This is a genomic window from Aeromonas australiensis (assembly GCF_000819725.1).
GTDB classification, from domain to species: Bacteria; Pseudomonadota; Gammaproteobacteria; order Enterobacterales; family Aeromonadaceae; genus Aeromonas; species Aeromonas australiensis.
Genome location: NZ_CDDH01000057.1, coordinates 94,902 through 118,229, shown reverse-complemented (window position 1 = coordinate 118,229; position 23,328 = coordinate 94,902). Strand labels below are relative to the sequence as shown.

Sequence of the window (23,328 nt, the reverse complement as noted above, 5' to 3'; positions counted from 1 at the left end):
AAAGAGCGCCCCGGCGCTCTTTATTATGTGCTGCTGTCTCGATTGGAATGCCGGAAAATTACAGAGCCTCGAGTGCCTCAGACAACTTCTTGACCGGCACCACTTCCATCCCTTCGATGGGGTGTTTGGGGGCATTGGCGTGCGGCACGATGGCACGACGAAAACCGTGCTTGGCCGCCTCCTGCAATCGCTCCTGACCAGACGGTACCGGGCGAATTTCACCGGAAAGACCCACTTCGCCGAACACCACCAGATCCTTGGGCAACGCCTGATCCCGGAAGCTGGAGACCATCGCCAGCAGCAGCGCCAGGTCCGCACTGGTCTCCTCGACTTTGACCCCGCCCACCACGTTGATAAAGACATCCTGATCCGCCATCTGCAGCCCGCCGTGACGGTGCAACACCGCCAGCAACATGGCAAGCCGGTTGTGATCCATCCCCACAGCCACCCGGCGCGGGTTGGAGAGCTGGGAGTAGTCCACCAGCGCCTGCAACTCCACCAGCAGCGGTCGGGTGCCCTCCCAGATCACCATAACGATGGAACCGGGCGCCTGCTCCTGACCCCGGCTGAGGAAGATGGCGGAGGGGTTGCTCACCTCGCGCATCCCCTGCTCGGTCATGGCAAAGACCCCCAGCTCATTGACCGCGCCGAAGCGGTTCTTGTGGGAGCGCAGAGTCCGAAAACGGGAGTCATGACCACCATCAAGCAGTACCGAACAGTCGATGCAGTGTTCCAGCACCTTGGGGCCCGCCAGACTGCCATCCTTGGTCACATGACCCACCATGAAGATGGCTACATGGTTCTGCTTGGCGTAACGGGTCAGCAACGCAGCCGCTTCGCGCACCTGAGAGACTGAACCGGGGGACGATTGCACATCCGCCACATGCATCACCTGAATGGAGTCGATCACCATGATCTGCGGCTGCTCCTGCTGGGCAATCAGGCAGATCTGCTCGACGCTGGTCTCGGAGAGCATCCGCAGCTTGTCGGTGGGCAGTCCAAGGCGATTGGCCCGCATCGCCACCTGCTGCAACGACTCCTCGCCAGTGACATAGAGGGTTTTCATCCGCTCTGCCAGACCGCACATGGTCTGCAGCAGCAGGGTCGACTTGCCCGCCCCCGGATTACCGCCGATCAGAATGGCCGAGCCGGGCACCACCCCGCCACCAAGCACCCGATCCAGCTCCTTGAAACCTGAGGTAAAACGGGGGATTTCAGTGGTGGCAATCTCTGCCAGTGTTTGTACCTGACTGCCGACCGCGCCGGCATAACCGGTGTAACGGGCACTCTTGCCAGCGGGGCTCACCGAACCGAGACGCACCTCGGTGATGGTATTCCACTCCTTGCACTCACTGCATTGACCTTGCCAGCGTGTGAAGTCGGCACCACATTCGGAACAAACATAAGCGGTTTTATTTTTGGCCATGGATAACTCGGGGACAGGATGAATTCCTGCTTGATATACTTGTTTGCGACCGACAGATCAAACCCAGAATCGGAAAAGTGACTTTCCGTGGCAGGAACAAATGGATTCAGAACACCAGCAACATCTGATTGAACAACTTATTCCCTTACTGCGGGAGCAAGATTTCGAGGAGATCTTCAACCGCATGACCCAAGCGGAAAACAGCAACAACCGTTTTTTGCTCAAGATGGAGCTCAAACGCAAGTGCTCTCCCTGCCGCAGGGTCATCGACATGCGCGATGAGATGGGGGATGAATGCCTGGTGCACGAGTTCGATGGCATCACCCACTTTATGCCAACCGAGGCCATCGAACTGTTTCAATCACAGTGCTATCTCTACCGTGACGTCTATACACTTGGCGTGTACGAGAGGCTGCAGCAATGGCAAAAGAACCATCACCTCACCCGGGTGGATGGCATACTGTCTCCCCCTGTAAGCCCGTTCCGGCAATATGATGTCAACACCATCACCTTTGCCAGCTACTACGGCCGCCGTCAGGAGCGGATGCACTTCAGCTCGCCGGTGCTGCTCAAGTTTCAGGACGGGGAGAAGCTGTTCGCCAAGAGCTCTGATCTTTCGTTGGGCGGGATGCGGATCTCTGTGCCATATCTGCCCAATTACCATACTGGCGCCCAGGTAGAGGTCTTCTTTACCGGACTGGAGCGGGACGCCCCCAATCCGGTGCTGCACCAACCGGTCGGCTACCAGATCCTCGGCGAAGAGAGTAAAGAGGGAAAATATTGGCTGCGGCTGGTGCGCTCCGGCGAGCAGCCAGCCTTCGATGCCTTCCTTAGCGACTTTATCGATGCCAACAAGATCCGCTATCGGGTCAGCGTCGACTACCTGCTCTCCGCCGCCATCATCAAAGGATATGAACAGTTCTACCTACCACGGATGACCGGCATGCCACTCTTCTTCGGTACCGGCGACAGCCCCACCCTCGAGGTGGCCCTGCGTACCGAGAACAACCAGCACCTGCTGGAGTATTGGCGCGACGAGAAGAACCGTGATGCCCTCGCGGGCCTTTTCAGCGCCGAACGGATGAAGCACCTCTGCCCGGCCCCCGGCACCACCACCGAGACCATCATCTACTGTTTTACCCACACGGTGCGCAGCCACATCTACTTCTTCTCCGCTACCGTAGAGGAGCTGCGCCAGAGCGGCCTCACCGCCCTCTTCTTTCAGGTGGGATCGCGCCGCCCCAGTTGGCGTGTCTACAAGTTCACGCTGGAGGCCTGCGATCTGATCGAGGCGGATGTGGGGCAACTGCAAGGCCAGGACAACCCGCAACTGCAAGATATCCTGCTGCTCGAGCGGCTCAAGCAGATCGGCTACTGTGGCCTGCTACAGGAGATCGCCCTGGAATCCCAGCGGGAAGAGTTCCATCAGGAAGGGGTCAGCGGCAATGCCAACGAGCTACAACGCTTTGGCCACGAGAAAGGGGTTGCACCGTTCGAGATCGAGACCCTGCACTACGTCCAGCTGCGTAAAGAGTCACGCTATATCCACAAGACGGCGGTCGCCATCCACCACAATGGCAAATCCTGGGTCGGCTGGACCCGCGATATTTCAACGCACGGCCTGCAAATCGAGCTGGAAGAGGCCTTCGTCGGCGAGAAAAATGATGTGGTGACCATCGCCCTGCCCCGCTTGCAGACGCTTTCCAAGAGCATGGATCTGCAGCGTCTCTCCTACCGACTGGTCAGCCTCAATATGACCCGCACCGTGCTGCACCTCTGCATAGAAGGGGATTCGGATCGCCATACCGGCCGCCAATTCTTCAGCCTGCTGATCGAAAGCAACCAGAACAAACTCAAGGCGGCCCAGGAACAGCGCCGCTATCGCGGGCTGGCGCGGGCACTGCGCAATATCTACACCCATCATCTGTTCAACTCACCGGTCTACGTCAACAAGCTGAAAGGCGCGCCCAAACCGGCCTCCATCGGCAAGTCCCTGCAACCTCGCACGCTACAGCGACTACTAGAAGCCTGTGCCGAGCAGCCGGAGCAGGAGAACCTCTACCCGCTGTTTCAAGGGGAACTGCTCAAGGAGCTGCTGATGAACCCGCTGCGCGCCATCGAACGAGAGGACAAACCGAGAGAAGACGAGGTCTACATCGCCAGCATCCAGACCACGGCAGGCCTGCCCATCTTCAGCAGCCGGCTGGCCAGCAGCTTTGCCAGCGTCAAAGAGAAGCGTCAGTTCATCGAGCTGGCGCAGCAACAAGGTGAGTTCTACTCCGTGCTGGTTGGCATCTCCCGCACCGGGCGGCCCGACACCAACTTCATCGCCAACGAACTGGACTACATCGCCAAGTTCGCCATCCACAAGGCGCGCAAACTGGAAGAGGAGCTGTGGAGCGTGGTGGGGGTGGGCGAGCTGACCGATACCACCCAGGCCACCCTGTTCCGCTTTGGCATCACTCCGCCGCGGAACTGAAGATAACGGAACATACAGACATGAAACAGGGCGCTTGCTGCGCCCTGTTTTTTGTCATGCCGCCTGCGGGTTAAGCAGCCAGTCGAGGATCTGGGGGAAGTGATCCTCCTGGGCCTGCGGGGCGGTCAGCATATTGATGTGGTCATAATCGAGGTGGTTGCCGTTATCTCGCCCAAGCCGGGTATGACGGCTCTTTGACCTCATTTCATCGCTGAAGCGGCGTACATCGGTCGGGTGGCCCAGCACCTTGTCCGCTTTGGCCGAAATCATCCAGAGCGGTGGCCAGTTGACCCGCACCGCCGCCTCGTCATAGGCGAAACCGTCGTGAGGATCCTGCCAGGGGCCACACTTGACCCAGGGGATGGTCTCCTGCAGATAACGTAGCGGTTCGTCGTCCGCACCGATCTTCAGATTGCGAGCCGCCAGGAAACCGCGCCGGCGGGCCAGCCAGGGGGCCAGCCGATTCCAGATCAGATCCACCTTCAGCCAGCGTTCGGGATTGTGCACCGACACTCCCCGCTTGGTGCCAAAAAACAGCAGGCTGGCCACCTGCTCCGCCAGCTCGGGAAAGCGCACCAGGGTCGAGGCCATGATAACGCCGCCCCAGGAGTGGGCCACCCAGTGCACCTTGAAGCCATGATGGCGCGCGGCAATCCAGCGCTGCAGGGCGGGCAGATCCTCGGTGATCAGCTCATGCTGACCGTGCTCCGCCTGCTCGGCGATGGCCGGAGTGCTGAGCCCCCGCCCCCGCAAATCAGCCACATAGACCTGATAGCCGTGGCGGGCCAGAAAGCAGGCCAGCCCCTTGCCCGATTCGGTATAGAAGATCCGCCCGTTCTCGATGGCGCCATGCACCATCAGGATCGGCTCGCCATGCACGGCGACCCGGGGTTTGATGTGGCGCACATGCAATTGATGGGCGCCACAGGGGATAAACAGAGACTGCTGCAACAATTCCATTTTTATTGGTTTCCTCCTTGAAACACTGTCAGCGCTTGTCCCAACGTTGCTCGCTGCAGGCCCGCGCCGCCAGCAGGCAGATCACCCCTTCCAGATCGTGATGATTGAGGGTTGCCGCCGCCTGCGCCCGCACCAGCGGTTTGGCGTGAATAGCGATGCCAAGGCCCGCAACCCCCATCATCTTGAGATCGTTGGCGCCATCGCCGATGGCCACGGTCTGGGCGGCAGCAATGCCGTACTCCTGCGCCAGCTGCTGCAACACCTCGGCCTTGACGCAGGCATCAACGATGCGCCCGCTCACCTCGCCGCTCAACTGGCCACCTTCCACCGCCAACTCGTTGGCAAAGATGGCATCGAGCCCCAGCGCTTGCTGCAACTCACCGGCAAAACGGGTAAAACCACCGGAGGCGATGGCCAGCGTCCATCCCGCCTCTTTGAGGGTATCGACCATCAGCTGCAAGCCGGGCATCCACGGCATATTGGCGGCCACTTCGTCGAGAATAGAGACCGGCGCCCCTGCCAGAAGGGCCACCCGATTGCGCAGGCTGTCGGAAAACTCCAGCTTGCCCTGCATGGCCGCGGCCGTCACTGCCGCCACCTGCTCGCCGACCCCGGCAAGCCGGGCAATCTCGTCGATGCACTCAATGCAGATCGCGGTGGAGTCCATGTCCATCACCAGCAGGCCGGGCTCACTCAAGGTCGGCAGCGCGGGCAGATGGCAGAGATCGATCTCCCACTCACCGCTCTTGAGCTCGGCCACCAGAGCGGGAGAGAAGCGATCGCAGCCAAGCAGCAGCAATGGCACGCCCGCCACCTCGGTGGGAGGATAGAGGGTGACCGCCAGCCCCTGCGCGGCCAATAGAGGCGACAGACGCGCCAGATGGGATGCCCCCAACCCCTTGCCAAACAGTACCAGCCAGCCACCCGCCTGCGGGGTCACTGTCGGTTGCAACGCATCAACACTGAGTTGCCAACAGGGTGAGCCGGACAACAACGCGGGCCAATCGGATAGCAGAGAGGGGAGCCGGGACAACAACATAAGGGATACGCCTTCCTTGGTGATCAGGGGGTTAACAATGCTGGCCCAGAGTAGCGTATTGCTTTTTGTACAGGCAAGCGCCAAGATCTCGCCACTCCTTGTTACCATGAGGTCTCCTGCTTGCAGCGTCATCTTCCCATCAAACGTGCTCTTAGCCTGGGCGCCGGTATCCTGCTCGGATGCTGGGTACTCGGTGTGCTCATCCATATGCAGGGTGAAAGCCAGGCAGCACTGCACAGCGAAGCGCGCAACCGGGCGCAGGCACTGGTCGCCTACGCCGCCCGTGACATGAAACGCTGGATCAAAGAGGAAAAAAGCAGCGAGCTGGAGCGGCTGGCGCGGGATCTGGCGGCAGAGCCGGAGATCCTCGATGCCACCCTCTACGACGGACGTGGCATTCCCCTCGCCCAGTCAAAGCAGGCGGTGCCGCTGGAGAGTCTGCTGCCCATCGGTAGCGATAACAAGTCACTGCCAGAGCTGGGCAAGGGACGGATCCAGTTCGTGCAGGAGATCCGGGATGGCGAGCAGACCATCGGCTTTCTGCGCATCACCCTGGAAGAGCAGCAAATGCTGGCAGACAAGGATACCCGGCTCAAGGTGGTGCAGGAGAAGCAGCGCTTGCTGCTGCTGGTCGCCCTGCTGGCCGGATTACTCATCTCCTATGGCGTGCGCCGTAACTACATGCGGGTGCGCAAACACAAGAAAAAGAGTCCCCCTCCCTCCCCACCTCCGGAACAGTGATGGCGTGACCAGATAGCAGATACACAAACGGCGGCCCGCAGGCCGCCGTTTCTTATTCGCGAGGGGATTAGTTGTCGCCCAGCAGGACGGAATCCAGTGCGATTTCGATCATATCGTTGAAGGTCAGCTGACGCTCTTCAGAGGTGGTCTGCTCACCGGTACGGATATGGTCGGAGACGGTGCAGATGGTCAGTGCCTTGGCACCGTACTCTGCGGCCACGCCGTAGATACCGGCGGCTTCCATTTCGACACCCAGGATGCCGTACTTTTCCATGACGTCGAACATGGAGGGGTCCGGGGTGTAGAACAGGTCGGCGGAGAAGATGTTACCCACACGCACGGCAACGCCCTTGTTCTTGGCGGCCTGTACAGCATTGGCAACCAGGTCGAAGTCGGCGATGGCAGCGAAGTCGTGATCCTTGAAGCGCAGACGGTTTACTTTGGAGTCGGTGCAGGCACCCATACCGATCACCACGTCACGCAGTTTCACATCTTCACGCACGGCACCGCAGGAGCCCACACGGATCAGGGTCTTCACACCGTAATCGGTGATCAGCTCCTTGGCGTAGATGGAGCAGGAGGGGATACCCATGCCGTGGCCCATTACGGAGATACGACGGCCCTTGTAGGTACCGGTAAAGCCGAACATGTTGCGCACGTCGCAGATCTGCTCGACGTTCTCCAGGAACGTTTCAGCGATGTACTTGGCGCGCAGGGGGTCGCCCGGCATCAGTACGGTATCAGCAAAGGCGCCATCTTTCGCATTGATATGAGGAGTTGCCATTCTCTTGATTCCTTCACACTAGGTTGAGTTTTATTGTTTTATAAATTGCCCGCCGCCGAAGTGGCGGGCGGGTAAATTACAGGAAGCTGGTGCCGTACGCCAGTTTCGGCAGGCCGTGGTAAGCCGCGATGCTCTGGCCGATATCGGCAAAGGTCTCGCGACGGCCGACGGAGCCGGCCTTGACCGGCTTGCCGTAGAACAGCACCGGAATGTACTCGCGGGTGTGGTCGGTGCCACCCCAGGTCGGATCGCAGCCGTGGTCGGCAGTCAGCACCACCACGTCGCCATCTTGCAGCAAGTCGAACAGCTCCGGCAGACGGGAGTCGAAGTACTCCAGCGCATCGGCGTAGCCCTTCACGTCACGACGGTGACCGTAGGAGGAGTCAAAATCGACGAAGTTGGTGAAGACGATGGTGTTGTCACCAGCTGCTTTCACCTCTTCCAGGGTTCTGTCCCACAGCTCGGTCAGACCGGTACCCTTCACCTGCTTGGTGATGCCCTGCTGGGCATAGATGTCGGCGATCTTGCCGATGGAGACCACCTGGCCACCCGCTTCCTTCATGTAGTCCAGCACGGTAGGCGCCGGCGGCAGCACGGAGTAGTCGTGACGGTTGCCGGTGCGCTTGAAGTTGCCCTTGCCACTGCCCACGAACGGACGCGCGATGACGCGACCGATGTTGTAGGGCTCCAACAGCTCGCGCACGATGTGGCACAGCTCATAGAGCTTCTCGAGGCCATAAGTCTCTTCGTGGCAGGCGATCTGGAACACCGAGTCGGCAGAGGTGTAGAGGATCGGCTTGCCGGTACGCATATGCTCCTCGCCCAGATCGTCCAGCACCTGGGTACCGGAAGCGTGGCAGTTGCCCAGATATCCCGGCAGACCAGCCTTCTCGACGATGGCGTCCAGCAGCTCCTGCGGGAAGCTGTTGTGGTGATCCTTGAAGTAGCCCCACTCGAACAGCACGGGCACGCCGGCGATCTCCCAGTGACCGGACGGGGTGTCCTTGCCGGAGGAGAGCTCCTGGGCAAAGCCGTAGGCACCGACTACCTCGATATCTTTGTTCAGCCCTGCCGGGAAGTAGCCGGAGGCCTGTTCACCAGCGTGGCCAAGGCCCAGCTTGTTGAGGTTAGGCAGATGAAGGGGGCCACGGCCCTCGATCTCGCCGGCGGCACACGCCTTGGCGATATGGCCGAGGGTATTGGCGCCCACATCGCCGAACTTGTCGGCGTCGGCGGCTGCGCCAATACCGAAAGAGTCCATCATCAGAATAAAGGTACGTTTCATGGGACTTCCCCTTGTTACAAATCAGCCAGACCGATGCGACGGTAAACCTCGGGCAGGGCCTCTGGTTGGGTATCACCGATCTTGACGGCAGCCTGCACCATGCTGGCCGCCTGAGCGAATTGATCTTCAGTTTGAGCGTGGATCATGGCGAGCGGCTTGTCTGCTGCGACACGCTGACCCAAGCGGATAAAGTCGGTCAGACCGACCGCGTAATCAAGTTTGTCACCGGCCGCGCGGCGACCGCCGCCCATCGCCACCACGGCCAGCCCCAGCTCGCGGGTATCCATGGCGGTCACAAAACCGCTGTTGGCCGCGAAGACCGGGCGCACGATGGCTGCTTTCGGCAGATAAGCGTCATAACGATCCATAAAATCGGCCGGGCCACCGAGGCCGGTCACCATACGACCGAAGATCTCGGCCGCCTTGCCATTATCCAGCACCGCCTGCAGCTTGGCATGGGCATCGCGCTCGTCGCTGGCCAGGCCGGCGGAGATCAGCATCTCGGCGCACAGCGCCATGGTCACAGCGTGGATGCGCGGATTGCGGTATTCACCGGTCAGGTAGCGCACCGCTTCGCGCACTTCCACCCCGTTACCGGCGCTGGAGGCCAGCACCTGGTTCATGTCAGTCAGGAGCGCAGAGGTGCGGCAACCGGCCCCGTTGGCCACGGCCACAATGCTCTTGGCCAGCTCTTCGGAGGCTTCAAAGGTCGGCATAAAGGCACCGGAGCCCACTTTCACATCCATCACCAGCGCTTCGAGCCCGGAGGCGAGCTTCTTGGAGAGGATGGAGCCGGTGATCATGGCGATGGATTCGACCGTCGCAGTGATGTCCCTTACTGCATAGATACGCTTGTCAGCCGGAGCGAGATCGCCAGTCTGGCCGATGATGGCGACTCCCGCCTCTTTCACCACTTTCAGGAAACGGTCGTTGTCGACCGAGGTCTGGTAGCCGGGAATAGCATCCAGTTTGTCGAGGGTACCGCCAGTGTGGCCGAGGCCCCGGCCGGAGATCATCGGCACGAAACCGCCACAAGCAGCGACCATAGGGCCAAGCATCAGAGAGACAACGTCACCCACACCGCCGGTGGAGTGCTTGTCGACAATCGGGCCACCCAGATTGAGGTGATCCCAGGTCAATACCATGCCGGAATCGCGCATGGCGCAGGTCAGGGCAACCCGCTCATCCATGGTCATGTCTTTGAAGTAGACCGCCATCGCCAGCGCAGCAATCTGCCCCTCGCCGATAGTGTTGTTGGTAATGCCCTGAACGAAGAATTGAATTTCTTGGGTACTGAGCGCTTCACCGTTGCGCTTCTTGCGAATAATTTCTTGAGGCAAAAACATCTTTCATTCCCTCCGCCATTGCTGGCGTGACACAAGCCTGAATCCTTGCCCGCACACCGCATGGTGGGGGCTAACAGGGCGGACAGCCGTCCGCCCTCTCATCAACCTGTTAGTAACCGCTGGTGTTGGCCGGCTTGTCGCCGTGCCCCAGAGTGGCCAGCAGACTGGCCAGCAGGCTGGATGCACCAAAGCGGAAGGTACGGGCGGATACCCAGTCGTTGCCGAGGATCTCTTCGGCCATGGCCAGGTACTGACCGGCCACGGCGGCATCTTTCACGCCACCGGCAGGCTTGAAGCCGACTTTCGGATTCTTGGCCTTGATCACTTCCATCATGATGCGGGCAGCTTCCGGGGTCGCATTGACCGGCACCTTGCCGGTGGAGGTCTTGATGAAGTCGGCGCCAGCATCGATACAGATTTCGGAAGCGCGACGGATCAGCGCCTCTTCTTTCAGCTCGCCGGTTTCGATGATCACTTTCAGCAGCACCTTGGCACCACAGGCCTCTTTACAGGCTTTGACCAGATCAAAACCGATCTGTTCATTACCAGCCATGAAGGCGCGGTACGGGAAGACCACGTCCACTTCGTCGGCACCGTAGGCAACAGCGGCACGGGTTTCGGCCACCGCGATCTCGATGTCGTCGTTGCCGTGGGGGAAGTTGGTCACGGTCGCAATGCGCACGTCGGCAGCGCCGATCTCACGCAGGGTCTTGCGAGCGATAGGGATAAAACGGGGGTAGATGCAAACGGCAGCAGTCAGACCGGCCGGTGACTTGGCCTTACGGCAGAGATCGATCACCTTCTGGTCGGTATCGTCGTCGTTCAGGGTGGTCAGGTCCATCAGATTCAGGGCACGCTGAGCGGCCACGTTCAGATCAGTCATTCTATTCTCCAAAGTCTCGATTTAATCCAGATAACCGGGCGCCATCAGCCCATCCAGCAATGGATGCACAGGCAATAATCCCCAGCTATACGGCAATGGAATTACAGCGTGAAGATACCAGCACTATCGGGATGCTATTCCAAACACCCTGCAGGCACTGCGACTGTAAATAAGGCAAGAGCCCTGTCACTTTCTTACAAAAGTGCGGACTTGGTTCCATGAAGACTTGAGAAAGGCCGACAACATCTGACCCGACTTCCCAATCAATTCCATTTGACCGCCAACACCCGATTTCATCGAGTATTAGTCATTGCCAGCACCCTGCTGGCAACGCCTATTTCAGCCGAGATACCCCCTGTTTGCAAGCCGGATTTGCCAATTTCAGAGGTACCTCACATCTGGCAAATCCAACGCTAAAGAAGCCTTACGAAAAGAAGCGAGTCAGGATCCAGGAGTATGCCAGCCCCCCTAGATAGACTCCGACGATACCCATGATCCCGGACAACACGGGAGGTGCCGGGATCGGCAATTTGAGGAAAGAAAACAACAAACCAACTATAAAGCCGGCCATCATCGCCAGTAGCACTTCATTCATATAACCTCCGATTTGACTCATTTTATTATTAGTTTAGATAGGAAAACGGTTGTCACCGCTCCATACGCGAACGCCACGGCAGATGCCGTGGCGTTCGTGTTTATACCCTGTCAGTCAGGCGGCTATTACATGGCGGACAGTGCCAGGAAGAAGCCTGCGATAGTGGCAGACATCAGGTTGGACAGAGAGCCAGCCAGTACAGCTTTCAGACCAAAACGAGCAATGGTGCTACGACGGTTCGGCGCCATGGACCCCAGACCGCCAAGCAGAATGGCAACGGAAGAGAGGTTGGCAAAGCCACACAGAGAGAAAGAGATGATGGCTTTAGTATGCTCAGACATGGCCACACCGTTGATCAGCAATTCATCTTTCAGGTACGGCGCGAAGTTCAGGTAAGCCACGAACTCGTTCACTACCAGCTTCTGGCCGATAAAGGAGCCAGCAACCACAGCTTCACTCCAGGGCACACCGATCAGGAAGGCCAGCGGGGAGAAGATCCAGCCCAGCAGCAGTTCCAGAGAGAGCTGCGGATAGCCAAACCAGCCACCAACACCGGAGAAGATACCGTTGATCATGGCGATCAGGCCGATAAAGGCCAGCAGCATGGCGCCGACGTTCAGGGCCAGTTGCATACCGGCAGAAGCACCCGCAGCAGCAGCATCGATCACGTTGGCAGGCTTGTCATCCAGCTCGGCATCGGCAGAGCTTTCATCGTAGCTCGGGGTCTCGGTCTCGGGAACCAGCAGCTTGGCGAACAGCAGACCACCCGGTGCAGCCATGAAGGAGGCAGCAATCAGGTACTCCATTTTGACGCCCATGGAGGCGTAACCGGCCAGTACGGAACCGGCAACGGAAGCCAGGCCACCACACATAACGGCAAACAGCTCGGAGTCAGTCATCTTGGAGATGTAAGGACGAACCACCAGCGGCGCTTCGGTCTGACCTACGAAGATATTGGCCGTTGCAGAGAGGGATTCGGTACGGGAAGTACCCAACACTTTCTGCAGACCGCCGCCCAGCAGCTTGATCACCCACTGCATGATGCCGAGGTAATAGAGTACGGCAATCAGGGAAGAGAAGAAGATGATGACTGGCAGAACACGGAAGGCAAAGACAAAGCCGCCGCCGCCAAACACTTCAAACATTTTATTGCTGACCAGGCCACCGAACAGGAAGTCGATACCATTCTGGCCATAGCTGATCACGCTAGATACCGCATCGGACACACCGACCAGGATATCGCGACCGACCGGTACGTAGAGTACGAATGCACCCAGACCGGCTTGAATTGCAAACGCACCGGCAACGGTACGCACCTTGATTGCCTTGCGATTGCTGGAGAACAGCACCGCAATAAGGATGAGCGTTGCCATCCCTACCAGACCCATGAACAAACTCATTATTATCTTCCTCTCGTAGCACCTAGTCGCACCTAACTTGTTAGCTGAATGTTATTAAAACCAACTAATCAAGGGGAGCGCATTATACTAATTAAAGTTCGATAAAATAGAATGCTGGTCACATTTTATCGTCATCAAAATATCCGAGTGTCACAAAATTAGACAGCAAACGATTTTTACGCTCGTTTTTTTTCCTGACGACGTCATCGCGTGTTGCATAATTGTTTCATTGCTGCGTATCGGGATGAAAAAGTTGACGGGCAGTTTCAAATAACACCTTGGCAACATTTTCCGGTGATTCACGCCTTAACTTCATCAATATTTGCGCGATTTTTGGCAGGGCTTCCGGGGTATTTCGGGTGCCTTGTTCATCTTGCAACGGCATATCTGGCGAGTCTGTTTCCAGCACCAGGGCCTCAAGCGGCATGGCCCGAAATACCTCTCGTGTCTTGTTCGCCCGCTCAAAACTGATCACCCCACCCACCCCGAGCCGAAAGCCCAGTTGCCAGAAAGCCTCTGCCTGCTGCAGCGAACCGCTGAAGGCGTGGATCACCCCGCCACGAGGTGGCTTGCAGCGGCGCAACAGCTTGGCCACAGTGTCATTGGCACGCACCGAGTGGATCATCAAGGGGAGTCCGGCATCGGCAGCCAGCCGGATCTGAGCCTCAAACAGCGCAAATTGTCCCTCCTGCGGCACATGAGATCGCAGATCCAGCCCACACTCGCCTATGGCCACCAGCCCGGCGGGTTGGCTCATTACCAGCGTTCGTAACCGCTCCATCACCCCCTCCAGCTGCTCACCGGCATACCAGGGATGAACGCCCAGACCATAAAAGAGGCCGTCATGCTGATCTGCCAGTGCCATCACACGAGTCCAGTTATCCTCTGCGATGGCAGGAATGATATACTCCGTCACCCCTAATGCCCGGCAACGGGCCAGCAGCGCCTCCCTGTCCTGGTCGAATACCGGAAAGTCGAGATGGCAATGGGTATCTATCAGCTGCATATCACTCACACCTGTTTGCGGTATTTAATGGGTCATTGAACATGATGAATAACAGAAACAAGGGCTTTACCCTGATTGAACTGGTGCTGGTGATCATAGTGCTGGGGATCCTGGCCGTCACCGCCCTGCCCCGCTTTATCAATATCAAGGATGATGCCCTGAAAAGCACAGTCTCGGCGACCGCAGGCGGCTTTGCCAGTGCAGTTCAGCTGGCTCATGCTGGATGGGCGGTGAAAGTGCAGGGACAGGCGATCGCGCTATACAACCTGAGCAGCTTTGGTAAAGGCGATGTGGATATCAATCGATATGGCTGGCCGGCGGGGACAAAAGAGGATCACTACAAACCGGCAGACACACCCTATCAGATCGGCACCGGCAACCATATCTCGGTCAATAATGCTGAGGATTGCGAGTTGCTATTTACTAACCTGCTAGATAGCAGTCAGAGCGTTGCTTCCACAGAGCGGCCTGACGCTGTTCAAAAGCAGGCTGATTACCTCACCACCATGATTGGCCCGAGCCATCCGGATGAAGATGAACCGAACGAAGAACACAATAACTGCCGCTATATTCTGCGTGATTCTATCGGCCGCTTCCCGGCTCACCCCAATGGCCTCGGCTTCGAGTACAACAGTGTTACCGGTGCCGTGACCCGCAATTTTGATTGAGCTCAGCCTCTTCTGCGCAAGCTCGCTCTTTGCTTGAATCATCATCATAACGAACCGGCGTGCAGCAGCGCCGGTTCTCCTGAGTGAGCCCCCACTCCTCACACCATGCATCGTAACGGGCCAGCCAACGCAGCAATACCCCTCTCATCGTCACACCTCCGCCAACAGGTTCAGGTCAAAAACCATCCTAATCAGAGTCAACAAGGGGGGCAAGTCCCTATTATTGCGACCGGGCGAGATAAAAAGAGCCGGTCAGCATGGCTGACCGGCTCTGTTAACATTCTCCGAAGAGAGTCTGTCGATGAGCGGCTGCTCATCCGCCTCACAAGCTTTTCAGCTTCTCTTCCGGCAGGGCCAGCTCGTCATTGCGATTGACGCCGACACCGCGAGCCAATACATCACGAGCGATAGCGTGGGCCTCTTCCAGCGAGTGCATGCTGTAGGTGCCGCACTGATACTCGTTCAGCTCGGGGATCTTGGCTTGATCCTGTACGGTCAGCACGTCGCTCATGGCTGCCTGCCAGGCGGCACCAACACGGGCTTCGTCCGGTGCACCGATCAGGCTCATGTAGAAGCCGGTGCGGCAACCCATGGGGGAGATATCGATGATCTCCACCCCGTTGCCGTTCAGATGATCACGCATAAAGCCGGCGAACAGGTGCTCGAGGGTATGGATGCCGCGCTCGGAGAGGATCTCCTGATTCGGCACACAGAAACGCAGGTCGAACACGGTAATGGTGTCCTTGTTCGGGGTCTGCATGGTCTTGGCCACACGCACCGCTGGCGCTTCCATACGGGTGTGGTCAACGGTAAAACTGTCCAATAACGGCATTTCTGACTCCTGCTTTGGTTACCAGAACCAGCCCCCGCGGGAGAGCTGATCCTTGCATTGACGGTACTGGGCGCCGTAGCGCTGGGCGCGCGCTTCCACCTTGCGAGAGGTCTTCATCAACCACCCCTTGCTGCGGTAGCTGCCACGCCGGTAGCCACCCCACCCTTCGTGATAATTGAGGTACTGGCCATAGGCATCCCACTTGGAGGTGCCATTGAGCCGCTGGGCCTTGTGAGTGTACCAGCCCATAAAGTCGATGGCGTCGGCAAAGTCATCGCGACTACTCCAGCTATTGCCGGTTTCCCGCTGGTAATCCGCCCAGGTTTCGTCTTTGACCTGAGCATAACCATAAGCCGAACTGGCCCGCCCGGTCGGAATGAAGAGAAAATACTGCATCGGCGGCTGGGCATCATGCACGAAGGAGGACTCCTGATACATCATGGCCATGATCACGTGGATCGGCGTCCCCCACTGCTCGTTCATCTTGAGCGCCGCCTTGCGCCACTCAGGCTTCTCGCGAAAGATCTGGCACAGGTTTTCCGGCTGAGCCGGTGGCCGGGTACTGCAGGCGGTCAAACCAGCCAGCAGGGTGACCACCGCAATGAGGCGTATCCAGGACATCAGCAGCTTCAACACTCCATGGGTTGGGTCATGACAAGTCGCCATCGGTTAGATGGCGTCTTCGTTCTCTTCGCCGGTACGGATACGAATGACACGCTCTACCTCGCAGACGAAGATCTTGCCGTCACCAATCTTGCCGGTGCGGGCGGTGTTCTGGATCGCCTCCAGGCAGGCATCGAGATCCTCGTCCTGCACCACCAGCTCGACCTTCACTTTCGGCAGGAAGTCGACCATATATTCGGCACCGCGATAGAGCTCGGTATGGCCCTTCTGGCGGCCGAAGCCTTTGACTTCGGAGACGGTCATGCCGTTGATGCCGATCTCGGCCAGGGCCTCGCGCACATCGTCCAGCTTGAACGGTTTGATGATGGCTTCAATCTTCTTCATGGTGACTCCTTACCAGTTCTGTTTGCCAAACCCGGATGTAATGGGGTAACGGCGATCCTTACCAAAGTTGCGAGCCGTAATACGGGGCCCGACCGCCGCCTGTCGGCGCTTGTATTCGTTGAGATCCACCAGCCGGATCACCTTGCGCACCACCGCTTCCTCGAAGCCTTCTGCCACCATGTCGGCGACCGAGGCATCCTCTTCCACGTAGCGTTTGAGGATCGCATCCAGGATGTCGTAAGGAGGCAGACTGTCCTGATCCACCTGATCCGGCGCCAGCTCCGCTGAAGGAGGGCGGTCGATAACCCGCTGCGGGATCACGTAGTCGACCGAGTTACGATATTCGCACAGCTTGAAGACCAGGGTCTTGGGTACATCTTTCAGCACGTCGAAACCGCCCGCCATGTCACCGTACAGGGTGGCATAACCGACCGCCATCTCGCTCTTGTTGCCGGTGGTCAGCACGATACGACGACGCTTGTTGGAGAGCGCCATCAGCAGCACACCGCGGCAGCGGGCCTGCAGGTTCTCTTCGGTGGTATCGCGGGCAGTACCTTCAAACAGCGGCGCCAGCTGGGTCATAAAGCCTTCGAACATCGGCTCGATGGAGATGATATTGAACTCCACCCCCATCCGCTCGGCCTGCTCCTTGGCATCTTCCACACTCATTTGGGCTGTGTAGCGGAACGGCATCATCACCGCCTGCACCTTGTCGGCGCCGATGGCATCTGCCGCGATGGCCAGGGTCAGGGCCGAGTCGATGCCACCGGAGAGACCCAGCACCGCGCCCTGGAAACCGTTCTTGGTGACATAGTCACGCACCGCCAGCACCAGCGCCTGATAGGTCTCGGCCAACGGCTCCAGCGGCGCCGCAGGTTCCCGCTCTTTTACCGGCTGGCCATCGGCAAAGCGCACCAGCGCCAGCTCTTCGGCAAACGGGGCGAGCTTATGGGTCAGCTCCCCCTGGCTGTTGAACACCTTGGAGCAGCCGTCGAAAATCAGCTCGTCCTGACCACACACCTGATTGAGGTAGACCAGCGGCAGACCGGTCTGATCGCAGCGTTCGGCCATCAGCTCGCGACGGATCCAGGGTTTCTCCTGATCATAGGGCGAGGCGTTGATGGTGAGCAGCAGTTCGGCCCCTGCCGCCTTGGCGGCCAGCGCCGGGCCTGGCTGCCACAAATCTTCACAGATGAGCAGGCCCAGCTGGTGACCACGGAACGGCACCACACAAGTTTCGGTCGCGGCGGTGAAGTAGCGCTTCTCGTCAAACACGCCGTAGTTGGGCAGATCCTGCTTGAAGTAACGGGCAATCAGCTTGCCCTGCTCATAGAGGGAAGCCGCGTTGTAGAGCGCCTCGCCTTCACGCCAGGGATGACCCACCAAAATGGCACAGTTGCCCTGCCATTCGGCAACACGAGCCAACGCGGCTTCGACCCGGATCATCAGATCGGCGCGCAGCAGCAGATCTTCCGGTGGATAGCCGGTCAGGGCCAGCTCGGAGCAGACCAGCAGATCGGCACCTTGCTGCTCGGCCTGAGCTGCCGCAGCGAGCACTTTGTCAGTGTTATCTTCGATGGCGCCTACCGTCAGATTCAACTGGGCAAGCATCAGAGAGAGGGCTTTTGCCATGGCGATGCATCTTGAATTCGAAAATGATGGGGAATGATAAAGAAAAGGGGGGCAATCTGCCAGTTCAAGACAGGCGTAACCGTGTGACAGCAACCAGCGGGAAGGATAAGCTGTACATAGTCACGGAACGACAGGCCTTCGCAGATATGAAAAACGCCGGATTTACCCTGATGGAGTTGATGATAGCCATTGCACTGGGCGTTATTCTGTTGGGGATTGGTATCCCTTCCCTCTCTAACCTGCTGGGCAGCAATAATCTGGCAACCCAGGAAAAAAGCCTTCTCAACCACTTAAACTACGCCAGGCAACAAGCCATCTCCAACCAACAGACCGTCACGCTCTGCCTGACCACTATCAACAATGCTGTTGAAGAGTGTGTTAAAAACAATGCAACCCGGCTGTTAGTCTTTATCGACAGCGATAGGGACCAGAAGCTTAATGGCAGCGAAACAACTCTGACGGCAAGCCCCGAGTTTCCGGCACAACTGGCTATTTCCGCCGATACGCATTCCGCCGATGTAAAGTCCCTGCGCTTCCTCCCTGATGGCACCCTGGCTTCTGCCAATAAGGTTACATTTTCACTCTGTATCAGCGGCGAAAAGGGCATTGATATTGACGTTATGCCTGCCGGGCGTGCCCACAGCCAGACAAGTGGTGCTGTATGTCCATGACCTGCGTTAACCACAGTGGAACTCGAATGAGCACAAGGAGATCCATTTCAATCCAATAACTATGCTTAGAGTCTCCTTTGAACAAGGACTCACACGGCATGTTACGAAATGGATTTACTCTGCTCGAATTTTTGCTCTCAGCAAGTCTGGCTACCATACTGCTGACCTTGGGACTACCGTCACTGGCAAGCCTGATAACCAGCACAGAGGGCAACCTCTACACCAGAAACCTGCTGGATCACCTGATCTTCGCTCAACGGCAAGCCATCATGCATCAACAAACCCTCACCGCATGTCTTGCCAAGCCCGTCAATAACGCCACAACAGAAAGCTGCGTACCTGCAAACCAAGCTGGCGCCCGGCGCATGCTGGTGTTTATCGACACCAATCAGGACCGTGTGCTCGACATCAGCAACGGTGATCGCTTGCTATCAGCGACAGAAGACTTTTCAGCCAAACACACAGTGACAGCCAATCGACAATTTGTCCGTTTTAAACCCGATGGCACTGCGATTGGCACCAACATGACAGTGCGGTTTTGTATCGACCAGAGATCCCGTATCGACATTATTATCTCGCCATCCGGCCGCAGCAGAAGTGAAAAAAAGGGGCTGGGTTGTTCTTAGCCCCTTTGCAATCCTGACATCTCCAACCTATCTCGGTTGCACCTCGTCCTGCTTTTTTGCTTCAGCCAGCGAGAACGTAGCCGCCAAGGGAACGCATTCGATGACCTCGGTCACCGCACGCACCACCCCATCAATCTCATAACCTTTCTGTTTGAACACACGAGCCAGATTTGCCTTGCTGGTGTCGGCAACGGGCTGCTGCAGCACCATCTGTGCGCCCCCTTCCAAGATCACATAGCATTTCATATCCTCAGTTTGAGCCTGAGCCAGCAAGGGTAAGCTCACACACCAGAGCAGCATCCGCTTCATCTCTGTTCTCCTTCATAGAGGTAGATTTTCTTGGCAGACATATCCATTTCGGCCTCTTCTGCCCCTTGTGAGCATTCATCTTCACCGGTACAACGTTCCGACTTCTCGTCTTTGAGGATGACCTCCTTGCCCGGCGCACCACCGATAATTCTGATCCGGCCATCATCACCACCATGAATTACCAGATCATCGGCGACCTTATTTTGCACTTCGACATAACGCTGAATAACCTCCTGATTGTTACTATCCAGCACATATTTGAACGATGTGCCGTAGTGCATATCAATCATATATTGGCGCATAGCACCGATGGATTGGATGGTACACTGCTGGAAGTCCTGAACCTGAGGCAGGAAAGAGGTGAAGTAAAGCTTGCCTTGCAACACCAGACCGGCCCCCATGGATTTCTCACCCGTCTCATTGAGCCAGAATTTCCATCCCAACTTGCTGGTAAGAGCCTTGGTCGTATTTACAATTTGCTCTTCATTCAACCCCGTAAAGGGATCGCTGGTCACATCGTAGAGATCGTTCAGTGTGATACTTGATGGCACCGCTGGTTCAGATGTAGCACCAAATAGGGTCGGATTGACATGGTAGTCACGTAGCATCACATAGACATTTTTGGTGGTTGCCTCCGAGGAGGGGCGGTTTCGATCACCACTGCCTATCAACACAGCATCAAACGGGCGCTCACTGTAGAGATATTTTGTCCCATCATACTTCCAACCTTTGTTGATGGTGCGCACCAATACCGGCTGAGTAAAGAAGCGGCGGTCGTCTACCAGCTTCTTATCATCTCCAAAATGGGCATTACCCAAACTGGCAAACTTGATGGCCGTCCACTTGGACTTCTCTATTCCCTTCATATCGATACGCCAGATCTGGCCGCCGGTATCACCTGCATAGATCCGGTCTGCAATACCATCCCCATCACTATCCAGTACGGAGACAGAGCCTGGCATGCTATAAACCATGCCAGCGACTTGCTTGTTGGTTGCACTGGTCACATCCGGGGTGAAGCTAAATAACAAAGTCCCTGTTTCAGCATCAACGATATAGACTCCAAGCCCCTCACTGTCCTCAGCTCCCTGCCCCAAATAGCTTTTTGCCTGATCGTAACCCCCCGAGAAGATCAAAACAGGCTTATAGCTCTTTTGACCATTGACCACTGTGAAATAACCAGGAATAAAGGCAACCTCGGGGATCGACCAAGTTTCACCAAGCTTACCAAAACCAGCGATTTTTTTATCCAGTCGCCACATAAGCGTGGGAGAATCGGGGTCTGATATATTCAAGGCATAATAGGCCTTGCCACCACCGCGCAACCCGGTAAATAACCACACCTTGTCACCTTGTGCCGATTGTATATAGCCATCTTTTACTTTCTCATTAATCAGTACAGTGGGCGATGAATCTACACCATATAAATGTACGGATGATTCAAGATTTTCCTGCAAGGCTTTCTGATTGGCGATAAATTGATAGGGCATAATGGCCCAGCTTTCATCAACCGTAGTGTCGCTGTCTTTAAACATATGCACGAAGCCGGCATTACTTCCCATCACAATGCGCAAGTCAGGTGTACATGTAGTCTGTCCTGTCGACTTTGTACAACCGTAATTGATCACTAATGGCCGTGAATGTAATGGGTCCCCGAGGATATCCTTACGCATTGTCGTTGTGCTATCACTATCCTCATCAAATGCATCCAGCCCCTTTGCCCAATCAATAATGCTATCGACATTATCATTACTGCCCAACCCCATCACGGTGCGAAGCTGCTCAGCGCCACCAGCCATATTTTCAAGCGCAGATTTGCTAAATGGACTCAATGAACTTGCAGAAGGAGGAATAATATAAAGATTGCGATTGGTTTTAGCTGCCAGCATCTCCTGCACCCCACCTTCAGCAACCTTGTTGCCATCACTAGTAGACGACCAGTAAGTCTTGGCAGACTCAAGAATGGTCCCATCACTACCGATAGCCGGCAAGCCACGCTGATCCACCACATATCCCTTTTCCGGGGCGAGTACCAATTTTTTAAGATTACCCTTCCATCGCGGGCCATCTCCCGGTTCAAACATGGCGTAGTAGATATTATTCAGGCTGCGAGTACGGTCAAAGTTATTGGTGGCAATAGCGGGAGAGACCAGCGAGGTATTCATTTTCAAGATAGCCAGCAATGATGACTTTAATGCTTCGTTAAGTTGGGTTGCATCTGTGGCGGGATAATATTTACCACCACCACGACGAGCCGTTTCAGCTAACAAAGCCCCCGCCCCGTTGATTGCTTCATCTCCAAAACCCACGGTGAATGTTGTGACTGTTTGCCTACCATCTGCAGATTTATTGACATCGTTATTTTTCATATAACCAGCCAACGCTGCCAGGTAGCTTTTCTCCCCTGATGAACCATAACCAACCGTCCCACCATATGCAGCTTTATCAGCAGCTGGCAACGTATTAATCATGTTTGAAATCAGGGTGTCAGCTGCACTGTCATAGGTTGGTTCACCATCTGTCATATAGATGATATAGCCATTATTGGAACATTTGTCATACGGGGATTTATAGACCCCGGCGGGTGATTCGGCATTGGGATCTCGTTTGGGGTTACGGTTGGAGTCATCATCACCAAAATGGACACTCAAACCACCAAAATAACGATAGGCTTCATATAATGTCTCACACAAAGGTGTCCAGGTATCCGAACTCAGAGCATTCACTTTATCGATTAGATCCTGCGCCCCCGTTTTTCCTGAAGACAACATAGCATCATTACCAATGATATTTCGAATTATCCTACCACCATTTCTACTATTTGCTGCATTACCATCATTGTAATTAAATACCGCCAGACCGAAATCAACAGCTGGTGTTGCCAGCACCAGCTCTTTTACTGCATCTTGGGCAACTTTTAAACGGGTCTGCATAGATACCCCTGTCGCACCATGATACCAACGGACATAATTTGCCGTAAACATAGATATCTGAGTGGTACTACCATTAGATAAGGCTTTCGTTACATCATTAGTGTAATACCAATTCCCGCTCCAATAATAAGTTTTATTGATTGGAAAGCCAGTAGTAAAACCCTGAGCATTAACACTGTTTTTTTCATCGATGTCCTGTTGGCAGTCGGCCACAGATATATTAGTGACTGTAAAATCATTCAGAGAACGCCAACGGCCAGTTCCATTATTCGGTGGAGATCCTGATGTCACCTCATATCCCCAAACCCTTGATTGAAATCGACCAACAGAATTAAGAGCACTCCATGAAGATGCACAGGCATTAACGCTACTTCGAAATCTCTTGGTACTATTAATAGCTGGTACAGTTCCATTAGTAGAAAAATATATGAATCGATTGCTATCGTTGATATCAGGGTCGTTAGGTAAAGATGGATATTTTGTGTCAGGGTTGTAGGGATCTTTGGCTACCTCGGTTGTATTTCTCATACTTCCCGAGTTATCGAATATAAAAAGCACCTTGGGACGAAAATCCCCCGCCTTGGCAAAGTCATAGAGAAATAACTCGGTATCGTCAGAATACCCTGCCCCTACAGACATTGCCGGGCTGGATATGCCAGCACTTAGCACCAGCAAGCTTGTCAGTAAACAGTTCCTTATGTTCAT

At 56.2% G+C, this 23,328-nt stretch carries 21 protein-coding genes; 5 read left to right on the top strand and 16 right to left on the bottom strand.

Features of this window, described 5'->3' with window-relative positions; genetic code table 11:
• Nucleotides 1–58: 58 nt before the first annotated feature.
• The gene (radA, locus tag BN1117_RS09455) at nucleotides 59–1,426 is read right to left on the bottom strand and encodes a DNA repair protein RadA (RefSeq protein ID WP_005340481.1); all 1,368 of its coding nucleotides are present in this window, start codon (nucleotides 1,424–1,426) and stop codon (nucleotides 59–61) included.
• A gap of 100 nt (nucleotides 1,427–1,526) precedes the next feature.
• Here radA and BN1117_RS09450 point away from each other — a divergent pair, with 100 nt between their 5' ends.
• Nucleotides 1,527–3,905 carry a PilZ domain-containing protein gene (locus BN1117_RS09450; protein WP_040096814.1) on the top strand — a complete coding sequence of 793 codons (2,379 nt, stop codon included), beginning with the start codon at nucleotides 1,527–1,529 and terminating at the stop codon, nucleotides 3,903–3,905.
• Nucleotides 3,906–3,959: 54 nt separating this feature from the next.
• Here BN1117_RS09450 and BN1117_RS09445 read toward each other — a convergent pair whose 3' ends face one another.
• On the bottom strand, nucleotides 3,960–4,865 hold the full coding sequence (locus BN1117_RS09445) for an alpha/beta fold hydrolase (RefSeq protein ID WP_040096812.1): 906 nt from the start codon (nucleotides 4,863–4,865) through the stop codon (nucleotides 3,960–3,962).
• A 28-nt stretch (nucleotides 4,866–4,893) separates the two neighbouring features.
• Nucleotides 4,894–5,904 (bottom strand): phosphoserine phosphatase SerB, encoded by a 1,011-nt coding sequence (gene serB, locus BN1117_RS09440; protein ID WP_040096810.1) that lies wholly within the window; start codon nucleotides 5,902–5,904, stop codon nucleotides 4,894–4,896.
• A 120-nt stretch (nucleotides 5,905–6,024) separates the two neighbouring features.
• On the opposite strand from serB, the gene BN1117_RS09435 reads away from it, so the two are divergent.
• Nucleotides 6,025–6,645 (top strand): AhpA/YtjB family protein, encoded by a 621-nt coding sequence (locus tag BN1117_RS09435; protein ID WP_040096809.1) that lies wholly within the window; start codon nucleotides 6,025–6,027, stop codon nucleotides 6,643–6,645.
• A gap of 67 nt (nucleotides 6,646–6,712) precedes the next feature.
• On the opposite strand, the gene deoD is transcribed toward BN1117_RS09435, so the two are convergent.
• The 7 genes from deoD to BN1117_RS09400 all read right to left on the bottom strand — a co-directional run bounded on the left by deoD (nucleotide 6,713) and on the right by BN1117_RS09400 (nucleotide 13,944).
• Nucleotides 6,713–7,429 (bottom strand): purine-nucleoside phosphorylase, encoded by a 717-nt coding sequence (deoD, locus tag BN1117_RS09430; RefSeq protein WP_040096807.1) that lies wholly within the window; start codon nucleotides 7,427–7,429, stop codon nucleotides 6,713–6,715.
• Nucleotides 7,430–7,505: 76 nt separating this feature from the next.
• Nucleotides 7,506–8,714, bottom strand: coding sequence for a phosphopentomutase (locus BN1117_RS09425; protein WP_040096805.1), 1,209 nt, complete (start codon nucleotides 8,712–8,714; stop codon nucleotides 7,506–7,508).
• A gap of 14 nt (nucleotides 8,715–8,728) precedes the next feature.
• Entirely contained in the window at nucleotides 8,729–10,060 is a 1,332-nt protein-coding gene (gene deoA / locus BN1117_RS09420; RefSeq protein WP_040096804.1) for a thymidine phosphorylase, read from the bottom strand.
• Nucleotides 10,061–10,169: 109 nt separating this feature from the next.
• Nucleotides 10,170–10,943, bottom strand: coding sequence for a deoxyribose-phosphate aldolase (gene deoC / locus BN1117_RS09415; RefSeq protein ID WP_040096802.1), 774 nt, complete (start codon nucleotides 10,941–10,943; stop codon nucleotides 10,170–10,172).
• A 424-nt stretch (nucleotides 10,944–11,367) separates the two neighbouring features.
• A complete protein-coding gene (locus tag BN1117_RS09410; RefSeq protein WP_040096800.1) occupies nucleotides 11,368–11,538 on the bottom strand; it encodes a XapX domain-containing protein in 171 nt (56 codons plus the stop codon).
• Nucleotides 11,539–11,663: 125 nt separating this feature from the next.
• Nucleotides 11,664–12,938 (bottom strand): NupC/NupG family nucleoside CNT transporter, encoded by a 1,275-nt coding sequence (locus BN1117_RS09405; RefSeq protein ID WP_040096798.1) that lies wholly within the window; start codon nucleotides 12,936–12,938, stop codon nucleotides 11,664–11,666.
• 226 nt (nucleotides 12,939–13,164) lie between these two features.
• Entirely contained in the window at nucleotides 13,165–13,944 is a 780-nt protein-coding gene (locus BN1117_RS09400) for a TatD family hydrolase (protein WP_040096796.1), read from the bottom strand.
• Between the two features lie 41 nt (nucleotides 13,945–13,985).
• On the opposite strand from BN1117_RS09400, the gene BN1117_RS09395 reads away from it, so the two are divergent.
• Nucleotides 13,986–14,612, top strand: coding sequence for a type II secretion system protein (locus BN1117_RS09395; RefSeq protein WP_040096795.1), 627 nt, complete (start codon nucleotides 13,986–13,988; stop codon nucleotides 14,610–14,612).
• Between the two features lie 322 nt (nucleotides 14,613–14,934).
• On the opposite strand, the gene luxS is transcribed toward BN1117_RS09395, so the two are convergent.
• Genes luxS through BN1117_RS09375 form a run of 4 tightly spaced genes read right to left on the bottom strand, consistent with a single transcriptional unit; the run spans nucleotide 14,935 to nucleotide 18,084 of the window.
• A complete protein-coding gene (gene luxS, locus BN1117_RS09390; RefSeq protein ID WP_040096793.1) occupies nucleotides 14,935–15,444 on the bottom strand; it encodes an S-ribosylhomocysteine lyase in 510 nt (169 codons plus the stop codon).
• Between the two features lie 18 nt (nucleotides 15,445–15,462).
• Nucleotides 15,463–16,065 carry a transglycosylase SLT domain-containing protein gene (locus tag BN1117_RS09385; protein WP_040096848.1) on the bottom strand — a complete coding sequence of 201 codons (603 nt, stop codon included), beginning with the start codon at nucleotides 16,063–16,065 and terminating at the stop codon, nucleotides 15,463–15,465.
• 48 nt (nucleotides 16,066–16,113) lie between these two features.
• Nucleotides 16,114–16,452 carry a nitrogen regulatory protein P-II gene (gene glnB / locus BN1117_RS09380; protein WP_005308848.1) on the bottom strand — a complete coding sequence of 113 codons (339 nt, stop codon included), beginning with the start codon at nucleotides 16,450–16,452 and terminating at the stop codon, nucleotides 16,114–16,116.
• 9 nt (nucleotides 16,453–16,461) lie between these two features.
• A complete protein-coding gene (locus tag BN1117_RS09375; RefSeq protein WP_040096792.1) occupies nucleotides 16,462–18,084 on the bottom strand; it encodes an NAD+ synthase in 1,623 nt (540 codons plus the stop codon).
• Between the two features lie 11 nt (nucleotides 18,085–18,095).
• On the opposite strand from BN1117_RS09375, the gene BN1117_RS09370 reads away from it, so the two are divergent.
• Both BN1117_RS09370 and BN1117_RS09365 read left to right on the top strand, forming a co-directional pair.
• Nucleotides 18,096–18,755 carry a GspH/FimT family pseudopilin gene (locus BN1117_RS09370; protein WP_244463533.1) on the top strand — a complete coding sequence of 220 codons (660 nt, stop codon included), beginning with the start codon at nucleotides 18,096–18,098 and terminating at the stop codon, nucleotides 18,753–18,755.
• A 98-nt stretch (nucleotides 18,756–18,853) separates the two neighbouring features.
• Nucleotides 18,854–19,381, top strand: a complete 528-nt coding sequence (locus BN1117_RS09365; protein ID WP_040096790.1) for a GspH/FimT family pseudopilin — start codon at nucleotides 18,854–18,856, stop codon at nucleotides 19,379–19,381.
• 27 nt (nucleotides 19,382–19,408) lie between these two features.
• Here the strand turns inward: BN1117_RS09365 and tapY2 are convergent, their stop codons facing one another.
• Nucleotides 19,409–19,690 (bottom strand): type IVa secretion system protein TapY2, encoded by a 282-nt coding sequence (tapY2, locus tag BN1117_RS09360; protein WP_040096788.1) that lies wholly within the window; start codon nucleotides 19,688–19,690, stop codon nucleotides 19,409–19,411.
• On the bottom strand, nucleotides 19,687–23,328 hold the full coding sequence (locus BN1117_RS09355) for a pilus assembly protein (RefSeq protein WP_052441466.1): 3,642 nt from the start codon (nucleotides 23,326–23,328) through the stop codon (nucleotides 19,687–19,689). The genes tapY2 and BN1117_RS09355 overlap by 4 nt, the downstream gene beginning before the upstream one ends.